Here is an 18,317-nt window from a genome sequence, read left to right on the forward strand (position 1 = left end):
GGCTAGAGGGTGTAGACGTTGCGCATGTTTACGCCTTCAAACAGCCCTTTGTCGATTCTCTTGCGGACGGTCTCGTTGCGCCGCGCGCTGGCGGTGCTCGGCGCCCTCTTGTTTGCCCTTGGCACAAGCGTCGCGGCCCATGCCCAAACGACCGACGTCCAGACGGCATGGCGGCTACTTGATTATATGGCGGTCGACTATGGCGGTGCTGTCAGCGGCGGACGGGTGAAGAGTCCTTCCGAATATGCCGAGATGACCGAATTCGCGGCCTCGGTATCGACTCGCCTTTCGACGCTGTCGCCCACGCCGGCGCGCGGGAAGCTGATCGCGGGCGCAGCTCGACTTCAGGGCGTCATCGCCGCGAAGGGAACGCCCGAAGAGGTCGCCCGCATCGCCCATGGCCTCGCCGCCGATCTGCTCAAGGCCTATCCCGTGCCGCTCGCGCCGGGCAAGGCGCCCGACCTCGCCCGCGGCGCCACGTTGTTCGCGCAGAATTGCGCGAGTTGTCACGGCATGACCGGGGATGGGCATGGCCCCGACGCGGCGAAGCTCACCACGCCGCCGATCGCCTTCAGCGAAATAACGCGCGCGCGGCAACGCAGTCCCTTCGCGCTGTACCAGGTCATCGACCAGGGCATCGACGGCACGGCGATGCAAAGCTTTGCGACCTTGCCGAGCGATGATCGCTGGGCGTTGGCCTTCTATGCCGGTCGCTTTGCCTTTCCCGACGCCCTTGCAAGCCAGGGCGAGCGGCTGTGGAAATCCGATCCCGGCCTGCGGCACATGATCCCCGACCTGACAACACTGGCGGGACTGACCCCGGAGGTGCTTGCCAAGACGATCGGACCTGCCAAGGCCGACGCGGTGATCGCCTATCTGCGCCGTCACCCGGACGCGGTGATCCGGCAGGCACCCGGCTCGCTGACCATCGCGCGCGAAAAACTGGCACGGAGCCTTGCCGCGTACCGCGGTGGCGACCGTCACGCTGCCCAGGAACTCGCGCTTTCGGCTTATCTCGATGGCTTCGAGCCACTCGAGCCGATGCTGACCGCGCGCGACGCAACGCTCATGGGGCACATCGAAAGCGCCATGGGCGAATTTCGGGCATCACTCCAGCAAGGTCGCCCCGCCGACGAGGTTGCCACGCGCGTCCAGGTGCTCGACGGCCTGTTCGACGATGCCGACGCGGCATTGTCCCCGGACGCAGCGAGCAGCGCATCGACCTTCCTGGGCGCCTTCACCATTCTGCTGCGCGAGGGGCTCGAAGCCCTGCTGATCGTCGTCGCGATGATCGCTTTCCTCCGCAAGGCCGAGCGGCCTGAAGTGCTGCCCTATGTCCATGGCGGCTGGATCGGGGCGCTCATAGTCGGCGCGGTCACATGGGGAATCGCGACCTATGCGATCGGGATCAGCGGCGCGAGCCGGGAGCTTACCGAAGGGTTCGGGTCGCTGTTCGCGGCTGTCGTCCTGCTCTCAGTGGGGATCTGGATGCACGGCAAGGCGCAGGCGGACCAATGGCAGCGCTACATCCGCGAGAAGATATCGCACGCATTGTCGAAGCAGTCGGCCTGGTTCCTGTTCGGCCTGGCCTTCATCGTCGTTTATCGCGAGGTGTTCGAGACGATGCTGTTCTATGCCGCGCTCTGGACCCAGGGCAATGGCGGCATGATGTTGGCGGGCGCCGGCTCGGCGGTCGTTCTGCTCGGGCTCATTGCCTGGGCCATGTTGCGCTACAGCCGCGCCCTGCCGATCGCGAAATTCTTTGCCTACAGTGCTTGGCTGATGGCCATCCTCACCGTAGTCCTCGCCGGCAAGGGCGTGTCGGCGCTACAGGAAGCCGGCATCATCGACATTGCGCCGCTTGGCGGCGGGATCCGCGTTTCTATGCTCGGTATCTTCCCGACCTTGCAATCGATGGCGGCTCAGCTCCTGATGTTCATCGCGGTAATCGGCGGGTTCATCCTCAACCGGCGCCGAGCCGCTGCGGCCACCGGCTGATGCAGCCCGAACGCGCGTGTATATTCCTAGGCGAGTGGGTGCGTGCCGAGGCGATCCCGATATGGCGCAAGGCACGTCCTATTTTATTGCAGACTTTCCGATGACGGCTTTATTTCTTCATGCGACGAGCGGACTAGCCCGTTACCTGCGTTCCTGTTAGAGCGTGATCCGTGCGACGCCTGCTGAACATCCTTGCGTATTTGACGATCGCCCTCTCCTTGGGAACGACGGCGACTGCGCATGTGCTGGAGCGACCGGATGTTAGCGCTTCATCCCATGAGGCGCGCGTGGACGAAGTTGCGTTAGGCCATGTACCTGGCGACGCCGACCAAGTGCCTTCTGATAGCGACAAGGGCTATCCTCATCATCACGGTGGTTGCCATGGCGATCACGTCGCAGCGCCGGTCAAGGCTACCAACGCAGCACTGACGCGCGATCTTCGGGTCGCCCCCGTCTTCGCGAGTCATTCCATGCGGCCGCTCTCTACCGCCGATCCGGCGCTGAGGCCTCCCCAAGCCTGAGGATCCGCTGACCTCGCCGGCAATTGCCGCGCGGGGCGAACCCGGTTCGTCAGGAGTTATCATCCATGTATCGTACAATCGCGGCCGTCATGGTCGCGGCGTCCCTTGCCGGTGCGGCCGGGGCGCAAACAACAACGCCGCCCGGCATTCCGGCGGCGACCACTTCGTCACAATCGGCCGATGCGTTCTCGCTCGAGAACGCTCTCGCTGCGGGCGGCATGCCATCCATCCCGTCGGCCGTCCTCGACAACGGCGCGGCATCGGGGGGGAGCGGATCGGCTCCACTTCCGTCGATCGCGGCGGCCACGGCCGGCGTCGATGCCGCGACCGCGGCGCGGCGTGTCGCAGGCTTGCGCCCCAACCCAGAAGTGCAGGCGCAGGTTGAGAATCTTGCGGGGACCGGCGTCTACAAGGGTTTGCGAAGCTCCGAGACGACGGTTGGCGTGGCGCTCCCGCTAGAGTTGGGCGGCAAGCGGCCAGCGCGTGTCGCGCTTGCAACCGCACGCCTCAGTCGCGCGCAAGTCCAGGCTGAAATCGCGAAGGCGGATCTCCGCTTGCGGATTACGCAGCTCTATATCGAAGCCGCCGCCGCCGAGCGCCGTGCCGAAGTGCTGAGCGAGCAGGCAGGGATCGCCAACAACGCGTTCCGGGTCTCAAGCGAGCGCGTCAAGGCCGGCGATGTAGGTCCGATCGAGCAACAGCGCGCCGATGTGCTGCGCATCAATGCGCAGGTCGCAGCCGATATCGCGGCCCGGCAGGCACAGGCGGCGCGTGCAAACCTTGAGACATTGTTGTCGGTGCCGGTGATGGGCCCACTCGATCGCGCCTGGTTCGAGCGGATCGCTGATTACGGACCGCCCCGGCCCGTCGATGTTGATGGGACGCTCGCCTTGGTTGCTGCGGAAGCGGATGTTCGCACCGCGGATGCGCAGGTTCGCGTGGCTCGGTCGTTGCGGGTTCCTGACGTAACGGTCAGCGCCTCCGCCCGCCGACTGGCGGCGACCAACGACACCGCCGCGGTCGTCGGCATTTCGATCCCGATCCCGTTCTTCAACAACGGCAGCGCCTTCGTGGCGCAGTCACGCTCTGAACAGACGCAGGCGATCGCGCTGCGCAACCTCGCCGTGATCGATACCCGGCAACAGATCGCTAGCGCACAAACCGAAGTGGCGAACGCCGCTGCGACCGCGCGAGCGGCGGGCGGGCCGGGACTGGCGGCGGCACAGGAGGCCGCCCGCATAGCGCGGATCGGTTGGACGCAGGGCAAGTTCGACCAGATCGCGCTCCTCGATGCCGAGCGCACGCTTTCACAGACCCGCCAGACCTACGTCGATGCGCTTGCGGCGTACCACGACGCGCAGGCCCGGCTCGACCGGCTCACGACGCCGGCCCCGACGATTTCCGGAGATGATCGATGATGAACGATAAGCGCTTTCTTGGCGGTGCGGCGGCTGTCGCGATCGTCGCCGCACTTGGCGGCTTCGGGATCGCACGCTGGACCGCGAGTGAACCTGCCGCGACCGAAGCGGCAAGCGGCAACACCGCCGCCCCTAAAGAGGAGAAAAAAAACCCCGACACGGTGGCGATGACCGCGCAAGCGGTCCAGCAGGCCGGTATTGCCGTCGAGACGATCAATCCCAGCGGGCTCGGCGCGGAAATCGTAGCGCAGGCGACAGTCAGCGCATCACCGCAAGGCGAAGCGATCGTGACCGCCCGCGCAGGCGGCGCGGTCACGCGATTGATGAAGCGGCTCGGTGATCCGGTGCGTGCCGGCGAAACGCTCGCCGTCGTCGAAAGCCGGGACGCGGCGCAGTTTGCTGCCGATCGCACAGCTGCCGCTGCGAAATCGACGCTGGCGCAAAAGGCACTCGCCCGCGAGCAATATCTATTCCGCCAGAAGGTCTCGGCGCGGGTCGAGCTTGAACAGGCAGAAGCCGAGGCCGCGTCTGCTGTGGCTGAGGCGCGCCGCGCCAGCGTGGCGGCAGGGGCCGCACGGGTGACGTCCGATGGCCGCGGCGTGTTGGTGTCCAGCCCGATTTCCGGCCGCGTTACCTCGGAGAACGTAAGCTTGGGCGCCTTTGTCCAGCCCGAGACCGAGCTGATGCGCGTCGCCGATGCGTCGAAGATACAGGTCGAGGCCGCGGTCGGACCGACCGATGCACAGCGGCTATCGCCCGGCGATCGGGCGATTATCGAATTGCCCGACGGCCGAACCGTGGAAGCACGGGTGCGCGCCGTCACGCCTGGCCTCGCCAATGACACGCGCTCGGCGACTGCTGTCCTCGATGTGACGGGCAGCCTTCAGCCAGGGCTCGCGGTGCGCGTGCGGCTCCTACCGAGCGGAGGCGGCACGACTAGCAATGCGATCGTGGTGCCGGAGGATGCGGTGCAGACGCTCGAGGGGCGTGACATCGTGTTCGTGCGGACCGCGCGGGGCTTCAAGGCTCAGACCATCACGATCGGACAACGCAGCAACGGCCGGGTCGAGATCCTGAAGGGTCTCGCGGCAGGCAGCCAAGTCGCAACCAAAAACGCATTTCTGCTCAAGGCCGAACTCGGCAAGGGCGCGGGCGAGGAAGAATAGATCATGATCGCAAATCTCATGGCGCTCTCCGTCCGCGCACGCTGGACGGTCCTCGCATTGTTCCTCGTCATCGCCGGCCTCGGCGTGTGGCAGCTTTCCAAGCTGCCGATCGACGCGGTGCCCGACATCACTACCAAACAGGTTCAGATCAACACGATCGATCCGCGGCTGTCGCCGGTCGAAATCGAAAAGCTCGTCACCTATCCAGTCGAAATTGCGCTCGCAGGCATTCCCGGGCTAGAAACCACACGTTCGATCTCGCGCAACGGCTTCAGCCAGGTCAGTGCGATCTTCACCGACAGCACCGACCTCTATTTCGCGCGCCAGCAGGTCGGTGAGCGCCTGCGCCAAGCGGCCGAAAAATTGCCGGACGGTGTGCAGCCGCAGGTCGGGCCGGTCTCGACCGGCCTCGGCGAGATCGTCATGTATACGGTCGGCTACGCCAATCCGGACGGCAGGGGCGCGAAAAAGGTCGCCGGCCAACCCGGCTGGCAGCCTGACGGCAGCTATCTGACGCCCGAAGGCGAACGACTAACGGACGCGGTGGCCAAGGCGAGCTATCTGCGAACTGTCCAAGACTGGATCATCGGTCCGCAGCTTCGCTCGGTTAAGGGCGTTGCCGGCGTCGACTCGATCGGCGGCTTCGCTAAGACATTCGTGGTTGAGCCTGATCCGACGAAACTAGCCAGCTATGGCATCTCCTATAGTGAACTTGGCCAAGCTCTCGAGAACGCAAATCTCGCGGTGGGCGCGAACTACTACAACCGCGGTGGTGAAGCGTACCTTGTGCGCGTCGACTCCCGCGTGCGTACCGTTGACGAAATCCGCAACGCGGTCGCCGCTACGCGGGGCGGGACGCCGATCACGATCGGCCAGATCGCCAACGTTCGTGTTGGCGGTGACCTGCGTACCGGCGCTGGCAGCATGAACGGCCGCGAAGCGGTCATCGGCACGGTGCTGATGCTGATTGGACAGAACAGCCGGGTCGTGGCCGAACAGGCGACTACCAAGCTCGATCAGATAGCAAAGACGTTGCCGCCCGGCATCCAGGTTAAGGTGGTGCTGAACCGCGCGGCGCTGGTCGGGGCAACGGTGGCCACGGTCCAGCGCAACCTGACCGAAGGCGCGATCCTCGTCGCGGCGTCGCTGTTCCTGCTGCTCGGCAACTGGCGCGCCGCGGTGATCGCGACGCTGGTAATCCCGTTCTCGTTCCTGATGATGGCCATGGGAATGAACGCGTTCAACGTCCCCGGCAATTTGATGAGCCTGGGCGCGCTTGACTTTGGGCTGATCGTCGATGGCGCGGTCATCATCATCGAAAACTGCCTCGCCCGATTGGCGCATAGGCAAGAACATGAGGGAAGGCTGCTTTCGGTCAGGGAGCGGCTGGAGGAGACCATGCGGGCCGCGCAGGAGATGATCAAGCCGACCGTTTTTGGTCAGGCCATCATCCTCCTGGCATTTGCACCGCTGCTGACCTTCACCGGCACCGAAGGCAAGACGTTTTCGCCGATGGCGATCACGATCATGCTCGCGTTGGTGGCGGCGTTCGTGCTGGCGATCACGCTGGTTCCGGCGCTGGTCGCAATCCTGATCCGCGGCAAGGTCGCGGAGAAGGATGTGTGGCTGATCCGCAAGTCCAAAGAGCGCTACCTTCCACTGCTCGACAGGGCGATCGCCAAGCCGTGGCCGTTCATCATCGGCGGGCTTGCCTTCTTCCTGGCGGCGATCCCCGCCTTTGGACTGCTCGGTTCCGAGTTCATCCCCCAGCTCGACGAGAAAAATCTCGCCTTCGCGTCTACGCGCGTGCCCTCGGTCAGCCTCGAACAATCGCTGTTGATGGAACGCAAGGTCGAGGAGGCGGTGATAAAGGTGCCGGAAGTCGCGTTGATGTTCTCCAAGACGGGCATCGCGGAAGCCGCAACTGACCCGGCGCCGCCGAACGTCTCGGACGGGTTTGTGATCCTGAAGGAGAAGGAGGAATGGGCCAAGGGCACGACCAAGGCCGACATCGTTGCCAAGATCCAAAAGGCGACCGGCGGACTGCTCGGCAATCTTTATGAGGTCAGTCAGCCGATCCAGCTCCGTTTCAACGAGCTGATCGCGGGCGTCCGCGGCGACGTCGCGATCAAGATCTACGGCGACGATCTTGACAAGATGGCGCAGACCGCTGGCGAAATGGTGCGGGTGCTCCAGACGGTACCCGGCGCGGCGAGCGTCAAGGCCGAACAGGTCGGGGGCGCGCCAGCGCTCGACGTAAAGCTCAATCGCGCGGCGATCGCGCGGTACGGCCTGACCATCCGCGATGTCGCGGATACCGTTGCGGCTGGACTCGGCGGTCGTGAGTCCGGGCGTGTGTACGAGGGCGATCGGCGTTTTGATATCACCGTGCGTGTGCCAGATGCGACCCGTGCCAATCTCGACGACATCCGCTCGTTGCCGGTGCTGCTACCCGAGGTAGCGGGTCGTCCGCGTGGGCAGGTGCCACTGGCGCAAGTCGCGCAAATCCGGCTGACCGAGGGTCTGAACCAGATCAGCCGCGAGAACGGCAAGCGTCGCGTCGTTGTTCAGGTTAACCTGGGCGGTCGAGATGCCGGGTCGTTCGTACAGGAGGCGCAGGCAAAGATCGCGCAGATCAAGCTACCGGCCGGCTACTATCTTGAGTGGGGTGGCCAGTTCGAGAACCTGGCTGCAGCGTCCAAACGACTGTCGATCGTCGTTCCACTTTGCTTCCTGGCCATCTTCGGGCTCCTCTATATGGCGCTCGGCGGGTTCGGCAGGGCGGCATCGGTGTTCCTGGCGGTTCCACTGGGCCTCGCCGGCGGCGTGTTCACACTGGCGCTGACGGGCATCAACTTTTCGGTGTCGGCGGCGGTTGGGTTCATCTGCCTCGCCGGCGTGGCGGTGCTAAACGGGCTTGTCGTCATGACGGCGATCCGAGACCGGAGTGAAGGTGGACTGCCTATCGCGCAGGCGATTCGCGAAGGCATGGCCGAGAAGATGCGCGCGGTCATCATGACGGGGTTCGTGCCGGCGATCGGCTTCGTGCCGATGGCGCTCGCGCACGGTACCGGCGCTGAGGTCCAGAAGCCGCTTGCGACGGTCGTGATCGGCGGCCTGATTGCGGCAACTATCCTTACCTTGCTCGTGCTGCCGGCGCTCGCGAAAGTGATCCTCGGGCGAACCCAGGACCAAAAAGAACAAGAGGGTAGCACCCCGCACGACGAGGATCCTGCCCCTTTGATAGGAGAAGCGTGATGGGACAACCCGCTCGAAAATTGCTGCGGATCTACACAGACGAAGCGGCCTATATCGGCGATCGCAAGGTTTTCGAACATGTCGCCTCGCTGGCGCGCGATCGGAAGATGGCGGGTCTCACGGTGCTTGAGGCGCTGATCGGGTTTGGGGCGTCGTCGCACGTCCACCGCCGCCATGTGCTCGAAAGTGATCGAGCCGTGGTGATCGAGATCGTCGATTTTGAGGATGCGTTGCGCGCGTTCGTTGCCAGTCTGGATGATGTGCCTGACATCGGCCTCATCACTCTCGAAGCCGTAGAGGTCATCGGGGGCAAGGCCAGTAAAACGCTGGAAAGCCCTAGCCAATGAGGATCGGCCCGCACGCACCGGGGCCTGGTCCGTACCAGCCCCTGGCGTCCACGCAGCTCCCATCAATTTCCCGCTTAATCGGGGAGGAGGCCGCTTTTGCGCGGCCTCCGGTTCGGCCGTGTCGGGCCCCGACAGGACAGGCAGTCATGAAGGAAGAGACGAGTTTCGATTTCAACATGTCAGCGCTCCGCGTTTGGTCGCTGATCTCCGATCTAAGGAGCTTTGCACGATGGCACCCCGTATATCGCATCGCGGGCGAGGCCGAACGTGGTGCCGAAATCGATGTGACATGGCTCCTGTTCGGCGGCGATCGGAAAATGACGACGCAAATGATCATCAACCGGCTGACGAAACCCCAGCTCATCGGATGGCAGATGGGTGTGCGAGGTTTTCTCACCCTGGACGAACGCTACGAGATCGAGCCTATCGCGAACGGCGTCTGTGTTCACCATTCAGTCGAATGTCGGGGTATCGTCGGCGCCTTGGTCGGCCGCATGATGCGCAAGGGCCTGCGCCGGACCATGCGTCAGCAGGATGCGGCTTTTTTGGCCCTTCTGCGCCGTCAGTCCCGATTGCCGGGGCGATCCACGCGAAACCGCCCACGGCCGATTAAACCGCCCGCTGCTCGCAATGCCGCCAATGACTGACACGCTGTCGAACGCGGCGGACATTGGCTGATCGTCATTTGCTTCTTAAATCCAAAAGAAAGGGTGTCGTCATGGTAGAGAACAGAACCTCACAAGGTCTGTTGTGCCCGACTTGCAAGGTTGATCTCGTCATGAGCGAGCGCCAAGGCATCGAGATTGACTATTGCCCGCAATGTCGCGGGGTCTGGCTCGATCGCGGCGAACTCGACAAGATCATCGAGCGCAGCGCCGGCGGCGACATCGCGCCGCCGGCGAGCGGCGGTCGCGCCGGGATGTTCGACGATCGTGGCCATGGCGATCATGGCGGGAAGCACGGCGACGAGCGGGGCCATAAGGGTCGCCGCAAGGGCTTCCTGAGCGAATTGTTCGACTGAACTGCTGTGGATCGGCCGCCGCACAACGAGTCCTTCGGGTGTCCGTGTGAGAACGGCCCGCGCCATGGGCGTGCCCCCTGTAGCGCCCATGGCGATAGATCGTGGGAAGACAGGGAGATGACGGCTCGGCGACCTAGCAGCGGTCCGGTTCGATGGATCATCATCGCAACCGGGCTTGCCCTGGCGCCGGGCCTGCTCGGCTGCTCGCCATCTGCGAGCGACAGCGAGGCCAAAGCATCCCGTGATCGTCAGATGCCCGACTTCATTGGCGAGCATTTCTACGCATGTCCTGATGGTTCACGCCTCGATGTCGATTTTCTCGGCGATGGCCTGACCCTCGCTATAAAGACAAATCCGAACGCAGCCCCGATGCGAGTGACTTCGCCGGCAAGCGGGCTGACCTACGTCGGCCCAAATCTTAACGTGTCGATCTCAGGCGGCGACCTGATCACGCTCGAGCGCCCCGGCGCGCGCGCCATGACCTGCAAGAGGGCGCCCGCCTATCGAGATTCAGCGGACAAGGCAGCAAGCGGAAAAGCCGCGGGCTCGGCCGCATGATGCTGCTGCCGTCATTGTGGGAAGCCCTTTCCCATATCGTCAGCCTCGCGCTGGCGTATGCGCTAGCGCTTCCGGTTGGCTGGGACCGGGAGAAGGACGAACGCAGCGCTGGCATCCGAACCTTTCCGTTGGTCGCCATCGCCAGTTGCGGGTTCGTGCTTGTCGCTATCGCCATTCTCGGTCGCACGTCTCCTGCCCAAGCACGTCTGCTCGAAGGATTGATCACAGGCGTCGGGTTCATCGGCGGTGGCGCCATTTTGAAGCATGGCGGAAAGGCTTCCGGGACCGCTACCGCTGCAAGCCTATGGGCGACCGGAGCGCTGGGGGCCGCAGTCGGCTATGGTCTCTACGACATCGCGGCGGTTCTCAGCTTGACGACCTTCCTGACGTTGCGCTTTTCTCATCCGCTGAAGCGTGCCTCCCAAGATCACGTCGAGCCGGTTGACCGGCAATGAGGCACAATCGTCCCGCAGACACGCGCATGAAATGGCGAGTGCCGAAGAGTGGTGGGCAATCCGAGCCGGTGTCCGCGCTCCCGAGCGGCGACCGTCGTTCACGCTTGGTGCGCTGGGCTTCTCTGCTCGAACGCGATCCGCACCGGCTTATCGCGCTGCTGCGTCCGTCATGGGCAGCGGGCGACGACATCTCACCGATGGCCGCGAATCCAAGCGCCATCGAACTGGCTTGGGCCGACCCGGTTTTTCGCGTGACGGGTCTCACGGGACGCTCTCGGACTGACGTGAAATCGTTTTTCCGCCTTTCGGATACCGAGCTGGACCGGATCGCGTCCGGGTCTTGGCGCGTCCCGGTGCGCCCTGCCTGGCAGGTCGCGGCGCGAATACGAAACGTCGCCGATCCGCGCCGTGAAAAGCTGATCCTGGTTGGCGTCATCGTCACGATCGCCGGCGTCATCGGAGCTGCTCAATGGCTTTTATGAGTATCAGGATGTGCCCGGCGACACACATGACGCGATTTCGGATTGGAATCGCCGGCATATGCGTTGTGCTGACGTTATCGGGTTGTTCCGAACAGCCTCGCAAAGGGCCGCCGACCGAACAGGAAATCCACGCCGGCGACAGCGGGGATGCGAGCGGAACCCGCGGTCGTCACCCCTATCGGTGCGAGGACAATCGCCCGCTCCTCGTCGACTTCAAGGATGAGGGCTTGGCGCTCGAGCTGCGCCGCGATGCGAACGCGGCGCCGATCGTCCTGACCGCGCCGGCACCCGGCCTCCAATATGTCGGCGACACGATGAGCGCGACCTTCTCGGGCAGCGAAATCAAAATCGAGGAAGCGGACAAGCATCCGGTCCTGTGCAGGAAGGCAACGAGCTTGTGACCAATTCACCCGGCCCAGAGGGGCGCTGACGATGGCAGCGCTCAAATTCTCCTTGATCCCCATGATCGCGATCATGATCGGCGCGCTAGTCGCCGGATGGCGCACGCCCGGCGAGAAGCTGGTCGCGGCCATGCAGCACCTCGCGGCCGGCGTGGTGTTCGCCGCCGCTGCGACGGAGATCCTGCCGCTGGTGATGCACGGCAGTTCTCCGACCGCAACGTTGATCGGCGGAGCGCTGGGCGTCGCTGTGATGCTCGGCCTGAAGGCGGCGGAAAGCCGGTTCAGGGGGCCGGTCGCGCTGCTCGCCGCGATCGGTCTTGATCTGGCGATAGACGGCCTTGTTCTCGGCCTCGCCTTTATCGCCGGCGAGAAGGCGGGTTCTTTGCTGGCCGTCGCGCTGACCCTCGAAGTGCTGTTCCTGGCCCTGACCCTCACCAACGATCTGGCAGGCCGGTATCGCAAGATGAAAGCGATCGGCCTGACCTGCGCGCTGGCGGTGCTGGTGCCGATCGGCGCGCTGATCGCACAGCCGGTGGCGTTGCTGACGCCGATATGGATCACCGGCTTCCTGAGCTTCGGTCTTATGGCGCTACTCTATCTCGTCACCGAAGAGCTGCTGGTCGAAGCGCACGAGAAGCCGGACTCGCCGCTTATTAGCGCGATGTTCTTCGTCGGCTTCCTCGTCCTCCTGCTGATCGAGGAAATCATGGTATGACGGCTTCCCCGGATGGGCAGGTTTCAGTCGAGCGCCGCACGCTCTGGATCGTGCTGCTGCTCAACGTAGTGATCGCCGCGGGCTTCTTCGTGACCGGCCTGATCGGCGATTCCAGCGCGCTTATCGCCAATGGCGTCGACAACCTCTCCGACACCGCGGTCTATGCCCTCAGCCTGATTGCCCTGAGTCAGGGACGCGCTTGGAAGACGCGGGCTGCAACAGTGTCCGGCGTCATGCTGCTGATCTTCGCCGGCGGCATCCTGATTGACGTCGGCCGCCGCTATATCCAGGGCAGCGACCCGATCGGGCCGACAATGATGGTGATGTCGGCGATTGCCGGCGTCGTGAACTATATCTGTCTGCGACTGCTGCAACGGCTCAAGCAGCCCGATGTTAATCTACGCGCCGCGACCACGTTCAGCTTCAACGACTTCATCTCTAACGGCGGCATCCTGATTGCTGGGGCGTTGGTGCTCTGGCTGGGAACGAATTGGCCCGATCTACTGGTCGGCCTGGCTACCGCCCTTATCGCGATCAAGGGCGGCATCGAAATCCTGCGTGATGCGCGCGCAGAAACCAAGACCAACGCGGAGACGGCGTGATGACCGAAAAGCTCGAACTCGATATTCCCGTCCTTCTGCCCGAGGTTCCCGACGCGGCCGATGCCTGTGTCGGGCGCCTCGTCTCGACGTTGAGCGCCAAGCGCGGCGTCGAGCGCGCGCATGTCCTGCCCGCCGACGGCGATACGGCGGCAAAGCTCTGCATCCATTTCGACGGCGAAGCGCTGCCGCTGTCACGCGTGCGCGACATGGTGCGGGCGGCAGGCGCCGAGATCAGCGGGCGATACGGTCATGTGACATGGCAGGTCGAAGGGATCGGCCACGAACGCCGCGCCCGTACCGTCGGGGAAACCCTGTCCCAGGTGCCCGGCGTATTGCAGGCCGATGCCAGCGCCTCGGGCAGCGTCCGTGTCGAATATGACAAAGAACGCGTCGACGAAGCGGCGATCCTCGCGGCACTGGGCAGGCTCAAGGTCAAACCCGGCAAGCGGACTGGCTCCGATCAGGCCGGTGATCATGCCGGACACGATCACAACTCCGGCGACCATGCCGGGCACGATCACGGCGAAGGCGCGGATAAGCATGGGCCGGGGGATCGCCACGACCATGCCCACGCCAATTTCCTCGGCCCTAATACCGAGCTGATCTTCGCGCTGGCATGCGGCGCGCTGCTGGCGATCGGCTTCGCGATCGAGAAGCTGGTCGCGGGCGCGCCCGACTGGCTGCCGACCGCTTTCTATGTCGGCGCCTATGTGTTCGGCGGCTTCTTCACGCTGCGCGAGGCGATCGACAATCTGAAGCTCAAGAAATTCGAGATCGATACGCTGATGCTCGTCGCGGCCGCCGGCGCCGCGGCGCTCGGCGCCTGGGCGGAAGGCGCGCTGCTGCTGTTCCTGTTCAGCCTCGGCCATGCGCTCGAGCATTATGCGATGGGTCGCGCCAAGCGCGCGATCGAGGCGCTGGCCGAACTCGCGCCCGACAAGGCGACGGTGCGCCGTGACGGGCAGACGACGGAGATCCCGGTCGAGGAGCTGGTGGTCGGCGACATCGTGGTCGTGCGCCCCAACGAACGCCTGCCCGCCGACGGCTTCGTCATCAAGGGGTCGAGCGCGATCAACCAGGCCCCCGTCACCGGCGAGAGCATTCCGGTCGACAAGGAGCCGGTCGCCGATGTCGAGGCGGCGCGCGCGAAGCCCGATGCGGTCGAGGCGACGTCGCGGGTGTTCGCCGGCACGATCAATGGCGGTGCGGCGATCGAGATCGAAGTGACGCGGCGTTCCAACGAAAGCGCGCTCGCCAAGGTCGTGAAGATGGTGAGCGAAGCGGAGACGCAGAAGTCCCCAACGCAGCGCTTCACCGATCGGTTCGAGCGCGTCTTCGTGCCGGCGGTCCTGGCGCTCTCGTTCATCCTGCTGTTCGCGTGGGTCGTGGTCGACGAGCCGTTCCGCGACAGCTTCTATCGCGCGATGGCGGTGCTGGTCGCGGCCAGCCCCTGCGCGCTAGCGATCGCTACACCCAGCGCGGTGCTGTCCGGCGTCGCGCGGGCCGCCCGTGGCGGCGTGCTGGTAAAGGGCGGCGCACCGCTCGAAAACCTCGGCTCGCTAAAGGCGATCGCCTTCGACAAGACGGGGACACTGACGGAAGGCCGGCCGCGCATCACCGATGTCGTCCCCGTCGACGGCGCGAGCGAAGAGGATCTGTTGGCGCTCGCCATCGCGGTTGAGGGGTTGAGCGATCACCCGCTGGCACAGGCGATTGTGAAGGATGGACGCGAGCGGTTGGGCGGGCGCGAGCTGCCGACCGCGACCGACCTCAAGAGCCTGACCGGACGCGGCGTCACCGCGACCGTCGACGGCGAGACGGTATGGATCGGCAAGGCCGAGATGTTCGGCAAGGAGGGTATCCCCACGCTGAACGCGGCCGCGACCGACGCCATCGCCACCCTGCGCGAGGGCGGGCGCACGACGATGGTGGTGCGCAAAGGCGACAAGGACATCGGCGCGATCGGGCTGATGGATACGCCGCGCGAAGCGGCCAAGGTCGCGCTCAAGCGGCTGCGCGAGATGGGCATCACCCGGATGATCATGATCTCGGGCGATCATCAGAAGGTGGCGGACGCCATCGCCAAGGATGTCGGGCTCGACGAGGCATGGGGCGACCTGATGCCGGAGGACAAGGTTGCCTCGATCAAGAAGCTCGCTGGCGAGGACAAAGTTGCGATGGTTGGCGATGGCGTCAACGACGCGCCGGCGATGGCGTCGGCGACCGTCGGCATCGCAATGGGCGCTGCGGGCTCGGACGTGGCGCTGGAAACAGCCGACGTCGCGCTGATGGCTGACGATCTCGCGCATCTGCCCTTCGCGGTGGGGCTGAGCCGCCACACCCGCGGCATCATCCGGCAGAATGTGTTCGTCAGCCTCGGCGTCGTCGCGTTCCTCGTGCCGGCGACAATCCTCGGCCTGGGCATCGGCCCGGCGGTCGCGATGCATGAAGGCTCGACGCTGCTGGTCGTGTTCAACGCTCTGCGGCTGCTCGCCTACCGCGATCCGGCGCTCAACGCAGCATGAAATGGCTGATCGTGTTCGACCTCGACGGGACGCTTGCGGAGAGCAAGCGCCCTTTATCGGCTGAAATGGGGGCGACGTTCGCGCGTCTGCTGGCCGTGGTCGATGTTGCGGTGATCTCGGGCGGCGACTGACCCCAATTCGATCGGCAAGTCGCCTCGCGCTTGCCGATCGGCGCCGTGCGCGAGCGGCTGTGGCTGATGCCGACCACTGGTACGAAGCTCTACCGCTGTGTCAACGGTGCATGGCGTGCGATTTATGCCGAGCTGTTCGACGATCGCAGTCGGCTTCGGCCTGAAATTGCAGCCGTTGCGATGGCTGGCGACAGACAGATGAGTCCCAATCCGCATACCAATGGCGGGGCTCTGATACGCCCTCTGCGGTTATCCGACTTCGCATCCTACGCGATCCGGTCGTAAGCGCCGCCGGAACCCGGTCTTGTTGAGGGCGGCAGATTAGGACAGCTCGCGGACCCTCACGAAAGGCGGCGAGTGATGGGTGGTCAGCGGTCAAACGAGATGGGGTGGTTGCCGCCCTCCCCAGACGGCATCGAGATGTGCCAGGATAGTGGAGTTAGGACCACTGAGCGGAAAGGACGGCAACCGTGTCAAAGGATACAATGATCGGGGTGGACTCCAGGCACTTGAACGTGAGGAACGACTGACGCGTCAGGAGGAAATCACCGCCGAGGTGGTTGAGCTGGCGGCCGGAGCACGCGCACGCGGCCGAACCCGGACGGTATCGGAGTAAGGGTGGCTGAGATGACGCCGGTGGCGACGTGACTGCCTTGCATACGTTTGCGGCACTGCCATCCGTATCAATACGCATGTTGCGAGCGGTCTTCCCCATTCATGGTTGCGCCGGCAGCATCGAGGCGATGCGCGTGGCGCTGCTCGATGTCGCCGGACAATGCCGGGGCAACGGCCGGCGAGCCTGTCCGATGATCGATAAGCTGGTGGCGCGCTGAATGCTCATTTTGCAAACCGGCGCTACGCGCTAACCAAGAGGCGGCCATGACGTTATTGGACCGGCGGACATTGCTGGCGGGCGGGGGCCTGCTCCTGGCGGCGGCGTGTACCCGAAAATTCGCGTCGCCCGAGCGTGCCGGGACGCTTCCGATCCCGCGCCTGATCGATGCGCGCCAACAGGGCCAGCTGATCAGCCTGCAGGCACAAAAGGGCGAGACCGCGTTCTTCCCGGGCCGGCGAAGCACCACGCTCGGATATAATGGCAGCTATCTCGGCCCGACGCTGCGGGTTCATCGCGGCGACGATGTGACGATGGCCGTCCGCAATAGCCTGTCGGCCGATACGACGGTTCACTGGCACGGGCTGCTGGTGCCGGGAGAACTGGATGGCAGCCCGCACCAGCTGATCGCATCCGGTGCGACCTGGCGTCCTACGCTACCGATCCGCCAGCCGGCGGCGACCCTCTTCTATCATTCGCACGCGCATGGTTTGACGGGCGAGCAAGTCTATTCCGGGCTGGCGGGCATGCTGGTCGTGACGGACGAGGAAGAGCAGGGGCTTGGCCTGCCATCGGACTATGGCGTGGATGATCTCCCGGTACTGATCCAGGATCGGCAATTCGAGGACGGCCGTCTGGTCATGCCGACCGGCATGATGATTGCGTCGCAGGGCCGCCGCGGCAACACCATCCTGGTCAACGGCGCACCCACGCCTCGCGCCGACGTTCCGAACGGTCTGGTGCGGCTGCGGCTCGTGAACGGTTCGAACGCCCGCATCTATGAGCTTTCGTTCAGCGATGATCGGACGTTTCATTGGATCGGCACCGAGGGCGGTCTCCTGGCGAGGTCCGTTGAACTGCAGGCCATCACCCTGGCGCCGGGTCAGCGTGCAGAGATACTGGTCAGCTTCGCCGACGGCCAGCCGGTCTCCCTGGTCACCGGCCAAGATGCGAACGCGTCGATGATGGGAATGATGGGAGGCATGGGCATGATGGGCGGCCATCACGACGATGAAGACGACGCTTCAACGACGGAGACGGTGCTGGCCTTCTCGCCGCGCCCAGGCTTGGGCGGGCGGGCCGCAGCCCCTGTCCCAACGCTCCTGGCAGCACGCACCGTGCCAGATCCCGATGCGGCCGTAACGCGCCGGCGCTTCGTGCTCAATATGTCGACGGAAGGGGAGGGGATGATGGGCAGCGATGGCGACGCCCTCACGATCAACGACAGGTCGTTCGACATTGGCCGCATCGATGAGGAAGTCCGCCTCGGGGACGTCGAGATATGGAAAGTCTCCGGGCGGAAGATGCCACATCCCTTCCATATCCATGGCGTGCATTTCGATGTGCTACGCCGCGATGGCGACGACCCGGACGTTCTCGATCAGGGGCCTCGCGATACGATCGTCGTGAAGGAGGCGGTGGAACTGTTGGTCCGGTTCGACCAGCCGGCGACGAAAGCACCTTTTATGTATCATTGCCATATCCTGGAACATGAGGATGAAGGCATGATGGGGCAATTCACGGTCGCCTGATCCCGTCCGGAAACTCGCAGAAGACCAGCGAACAGCGGGTGCAGCTCATCGCGGCAGCCAACGCCACGTTTTCTTGCCCCTCGATCGACAGCGACCGGCCCTCCCACCCGCATTCAACGCTATCCGCGTGTCATCATGAACGCGCCCGGCTCGTCGATACCGCTTGACCCTGGACTATGGTCCAAGGTCCACAACGGCCATCCGGACGATGTCCGGTCCATCGAAGGACTGGAAACGGAGCGTGAGGGGTAACCGCTGCTCCTGCGTATAGGGTTATGGGGAGCCACGCTTGATGTCTCGTTTCGAAAGCCAACGCCGATTTTCGCTCGCCGGGTGCATGGCGGGAACGATGGCA

At 64.5% G+C, this 18,317-nt stretch carries 16 protein-coding genes and 1 pseudogene; all 17 read left to right on the plus strand.

The genetic code is table 11. The annotated features are described in order from the left end of the window. Window positions 1-60: 60 nt before the first annotated feature. Window positions 61-1,998: a cytochrome c/FTR1 family iron permease gene (locus EJC47_RS16865; RefSeq protein WP_029622657.1), complete on the plus strand. Its 1,938-nt coding sequence runs from the start codon at window positions 61-63 to the stop codon at window positions 1,996-1,998. A 170-nt stretch (window positions 1,999-2,168) separates the two neighbouring features. Further along, the gene (locus EJC47_RS16870; RefSeq protein WP_081988561.1) at window positions 2,169-2,519 is read left to right on the plus strand and encodes a hypothetical protein; all 351 of its coding nucleotides are present in this window, start codon (window positions 2,169-2,171) and stop codon (window positions 2,517-2,519) included. A 65-nt stretch (window positions 2,520-2,584) separates the two neighbouring features. Continuing rightward, window positions 2,585-3,937, plus strand: a complete 1,353-nt coding sequence (locus EJC47_RS16875) for a TolC family protein (protein ID WP_010405568.1) — start codon at window positions 2,585-2,587, stop codon at window positions 3,935-3,937. Continuing rightward, window positions 3,937-5,103: an efflux RND transporter periplasmic adaptor subunit gene (locus EJC47_RS16880; protein WP_010405569.1), complete on the plus strand. Its 1,167-nt coding sequence runs from the start codon at window positions 3,937-3,939 to the stop codon at window positions 5,101-5,103. The genes EJC47_RS16875 and EJC47_RS16880 overlap by 1 nt, the downstream gene beginning before the upstream one ends. A 3-nt stretch (window positions 5,104-5,106) precedes the next feature. Then, on the plus strand, window positions 5,107-8,361 hold the full coding sequence (locus EJC47_RS16885) for an efflux RND transporter permease subunit (protein ID WP_126849020.1): 3,255 nt from the start codon (window positions 5,107-5,109) through the stop codon (window positions 8,359-8,361). After that, window positions 8,361-8,708, plus strand: coding sequence for a DUF190 domain-containing protein (locus tag EJC47_RS16890; protein WP_033963078.1), 348 nt, complete (start codon window positions 8,361-8,363; stop codon window positions 8,706-8,708). Before EJC47_RS16885 ends, EJC47_RS16890 begins: the two co-directional genes overlap by 1 nt. 146 nt (window positions 8,709-8,854) lie before the next feature. Next, on the plus strand, window positions 8,855-9,355 hold the full coding sequence (locus EJC47_RS16895) for an SRPBCC family protein (RefSeq protein ID WP_010405572.1): 501 nt from the start codon (window positions 8,855-8,857) through the stop codon (window positions 9,353-9,355). Window positions 9,356-9,486: 131 nt separating this feature from the next. Then, the gene (locus EJC47_RS16900; RefSeq protein WP_010405574.1) at window positions 9,487-9,729 is read left to right on the plus strand and encodes a zf-TFIIB domain-containing protein; all 243 of its coding nucleotides are present in this window, start codon (window positions 9,487-9,489) and stop codon (window positions 9,727-9,729) included. A gap of 117 nt (window positions 9,730-9,846) precedes the next feature. Continuing rightward, on the plus strand, window positions 9,847-10,287 hold the full coding sequence (locus EJC47_RS16905) for a hypothetical protein (protein ID WP_010405576.1): 441 nt from the start codon (window positions 9,847-9,849) through the stop codon (window positions 10,285-10,287). Next, a complete protein-coding gene (locus tag EJC47_RS16910) occupies window positions 10,287-10,742 on the plus strand; it encodes an MgtC/SapB family protein (protein ID WP_010405579.1) in 456 nt (151 codons plus the stop codon). The genes EJC47_RS16905 and EJC47_RS16910 overlap by 1 nt, the downstream gene beginning before the upstream one ends. Before the next feature lie 26 nt (window positions 10,743-10,768). Continuing rightward, window positions 10,769-11,224, plus strand: a complete 456-nt coding sequence (locus EJC47_RS16915; protein WP_010405581.1) for a hypothetical protein — start codon at window positions 10,769-10,771, stop codon at window positions 11,222-11,224. A gap of 227 nt (window positions 11,225-11,451) precedes the next feature. Further along, window positions 11,452-11,625 carry a hypothetical protein gene (locus tag EJC47_RS21440; protein WP_245535560.1) on the plus strand — a complete coding sequence of 58 codons (174 nt, stop codon included), beginning with the start codon at window positions 11,452-11,454 and terminating at the stop codon, window positions 11,623-11,625. A 31-nt stretch (window positions 11,626-11,656) separates the two neighbouring features. Next, window positions 11,657-12,340 carry a ZIP family metal transporter gene (locus EJC47_RS16925; protein ID WP_010405583.1) on the plus strand — a complete coding sequence of 228 codons (684 nt, stop codon included), beginning with the start codon at window positions 11,657-11,659 and terminating at the stop codon, window positions 12,338-12,340. Further along, on the plus strand, window positions 12,337-12,942 hold the full coding sequence (locus EJC47_RS16930) for a cation diffusion facilitator family transporter (RefSeq protein ID WP_010405584.1): 606 nt from the start codon (window positions 12,337-12,339) through the stop codon (window positions 12,940-12,942). The genes EJC47_RS16925 and EJC47_RS16930 overlap by 4 nt, the downstream gene beginning before the upstream one ends. Further along, complete coding sequence (locus tag EJC47_RS16935) at window positions 12,942-15,467, plus strand: heavy metal translocating P-type ATPase (protein WP_010405585.1); 2,526 nt, start codon at window positions 12,942-12,944, stop codon at window positions 15,465-15,467. Before EJC47_RS16930 ends, EJC47_RS16935 begins: the two co-directional genes overlap by 1 nt. Then, window positions 15,464-15,751 (plus strand): annotated as a pseudogene (locus tag EJC47_RS16940) (HAD family hydrolase); the annotation flags it as partial. The gene EJC47_RS16935 and the pseudogene EJC47_RS16940, both read left to right, overlap by 4 nt. A gap of 726 nt (window positions 15,752-16,477) precedes the next feature. Beyond that, window positions 16,478-17,962, plus strand: coding sequence for a multicopper oxidase family protein (locus tag EJC47_RS16950; RefSeq protein ID WP_010405588.1), 1,485 nt, complete (start codon window positions 16,478-16,480; stop codon window positions 17,960-17,962). The last annotated feature ends 355 nt before the right edge of the window (window positions 17,963-18,317 follow it).

The organism is Sphingomonas sp. TF3 (assembly GCF_003985085.1).
Classification (GTDB): domain Bacteria; phylum Pseudomonadota; class Alphaproteobacteria; order Sphingomonadales; family Sphingomonadaceae; genus Sphingomonas.

Coding starts and splice junctions, on each gene's coding strand:
- EJC47_RS16875 (WP_010405568.1), top strand. CDS start 2,585: ATGTATCGTACAATCGCGGCCGTCATGGTCGCGGCGTCCCTTGCCGGT.
- EJC47_RS16880 (WP_010405569.1), top strand. CDS start 3,937: ATGAACGATAAGCGCTTTCTTGGCGGTGCGGCGGCTGTCGCGATCGTC.
- EJC47_RS16885 (WP_126849020.1), top strand. CDS start 5,107: ATGATCGCAAATCTCATGGCGCTCTCCGTCCGCGCACGCTGGACGGTC.
- EJC47_RS16890 (WP_033963078.1), top strand. CDS start 8,361: ATGGGACAACCCGCTCGAAAATTGCTGCGGATCTACACAGACGAAGCG.
- EJC47_RS16895 (WP_010405572.1), top strand. CDS start 8,855: ATGAAGGAAGAGACGAGTTTCGATTTCAACATGTCAGCGCTCCGCGTT.
- EJC47_RS16900 (WP_010405574.1), top strand. CDS start 9,487: ATGAGCGAGCGCCAAGGCATCGAGATTGACTATTGCCCGCAATGTCGC.
- EJC47_RS16905 (WP_010405576.1), top strand. CDS start 9,847: ATGACGGCTCGGCGACCTAGCAGCGGTCCGGTTCGATGGATCATCATC.
- EJC47_RS16910 (WP_010405579.1), top strand. CDS start 10,287: ATGCTGCTGCCGTCATTGTGGGAAGCCCTTTCCCATATCGTCAGCCTC.
- EJC47_RS16915 (WP_010405581.1), top strand. CDS start 10,769: ATGAAATGGCGAGTGCCGAAGAGTGGTGGGCAATCCGAGCCGGTGTCC.
- EJC47_RS16925 (WP_010405583.1), top strand. CDS start 11,657: ATGGCAGCGCTCAAATTCTCCTTGATCCCCATGATCGCGATCATGATC.
- EJC47_RS16930 (WP_010405584.1), top strand. CDS start 12,337: ATGACGGCTTCCCCGGATGGGCAGGTTTCAGTCGAGCGCCGCACGCTC.
- EJC47_RS16935 (WP_010405585.1), top strand. CDS start 12,942: ATGACCGAAAAGCTCGAACTCGATATTCCCGTCCTTCTGCCCGAGGTT.
- EJC47_RS16950 (WP_010405588.1), top strand. CDS start 16,478: ATGACGTTATTGGACCGGCGGACATTGCTGGCGGGCGGGGGCCTGCTC.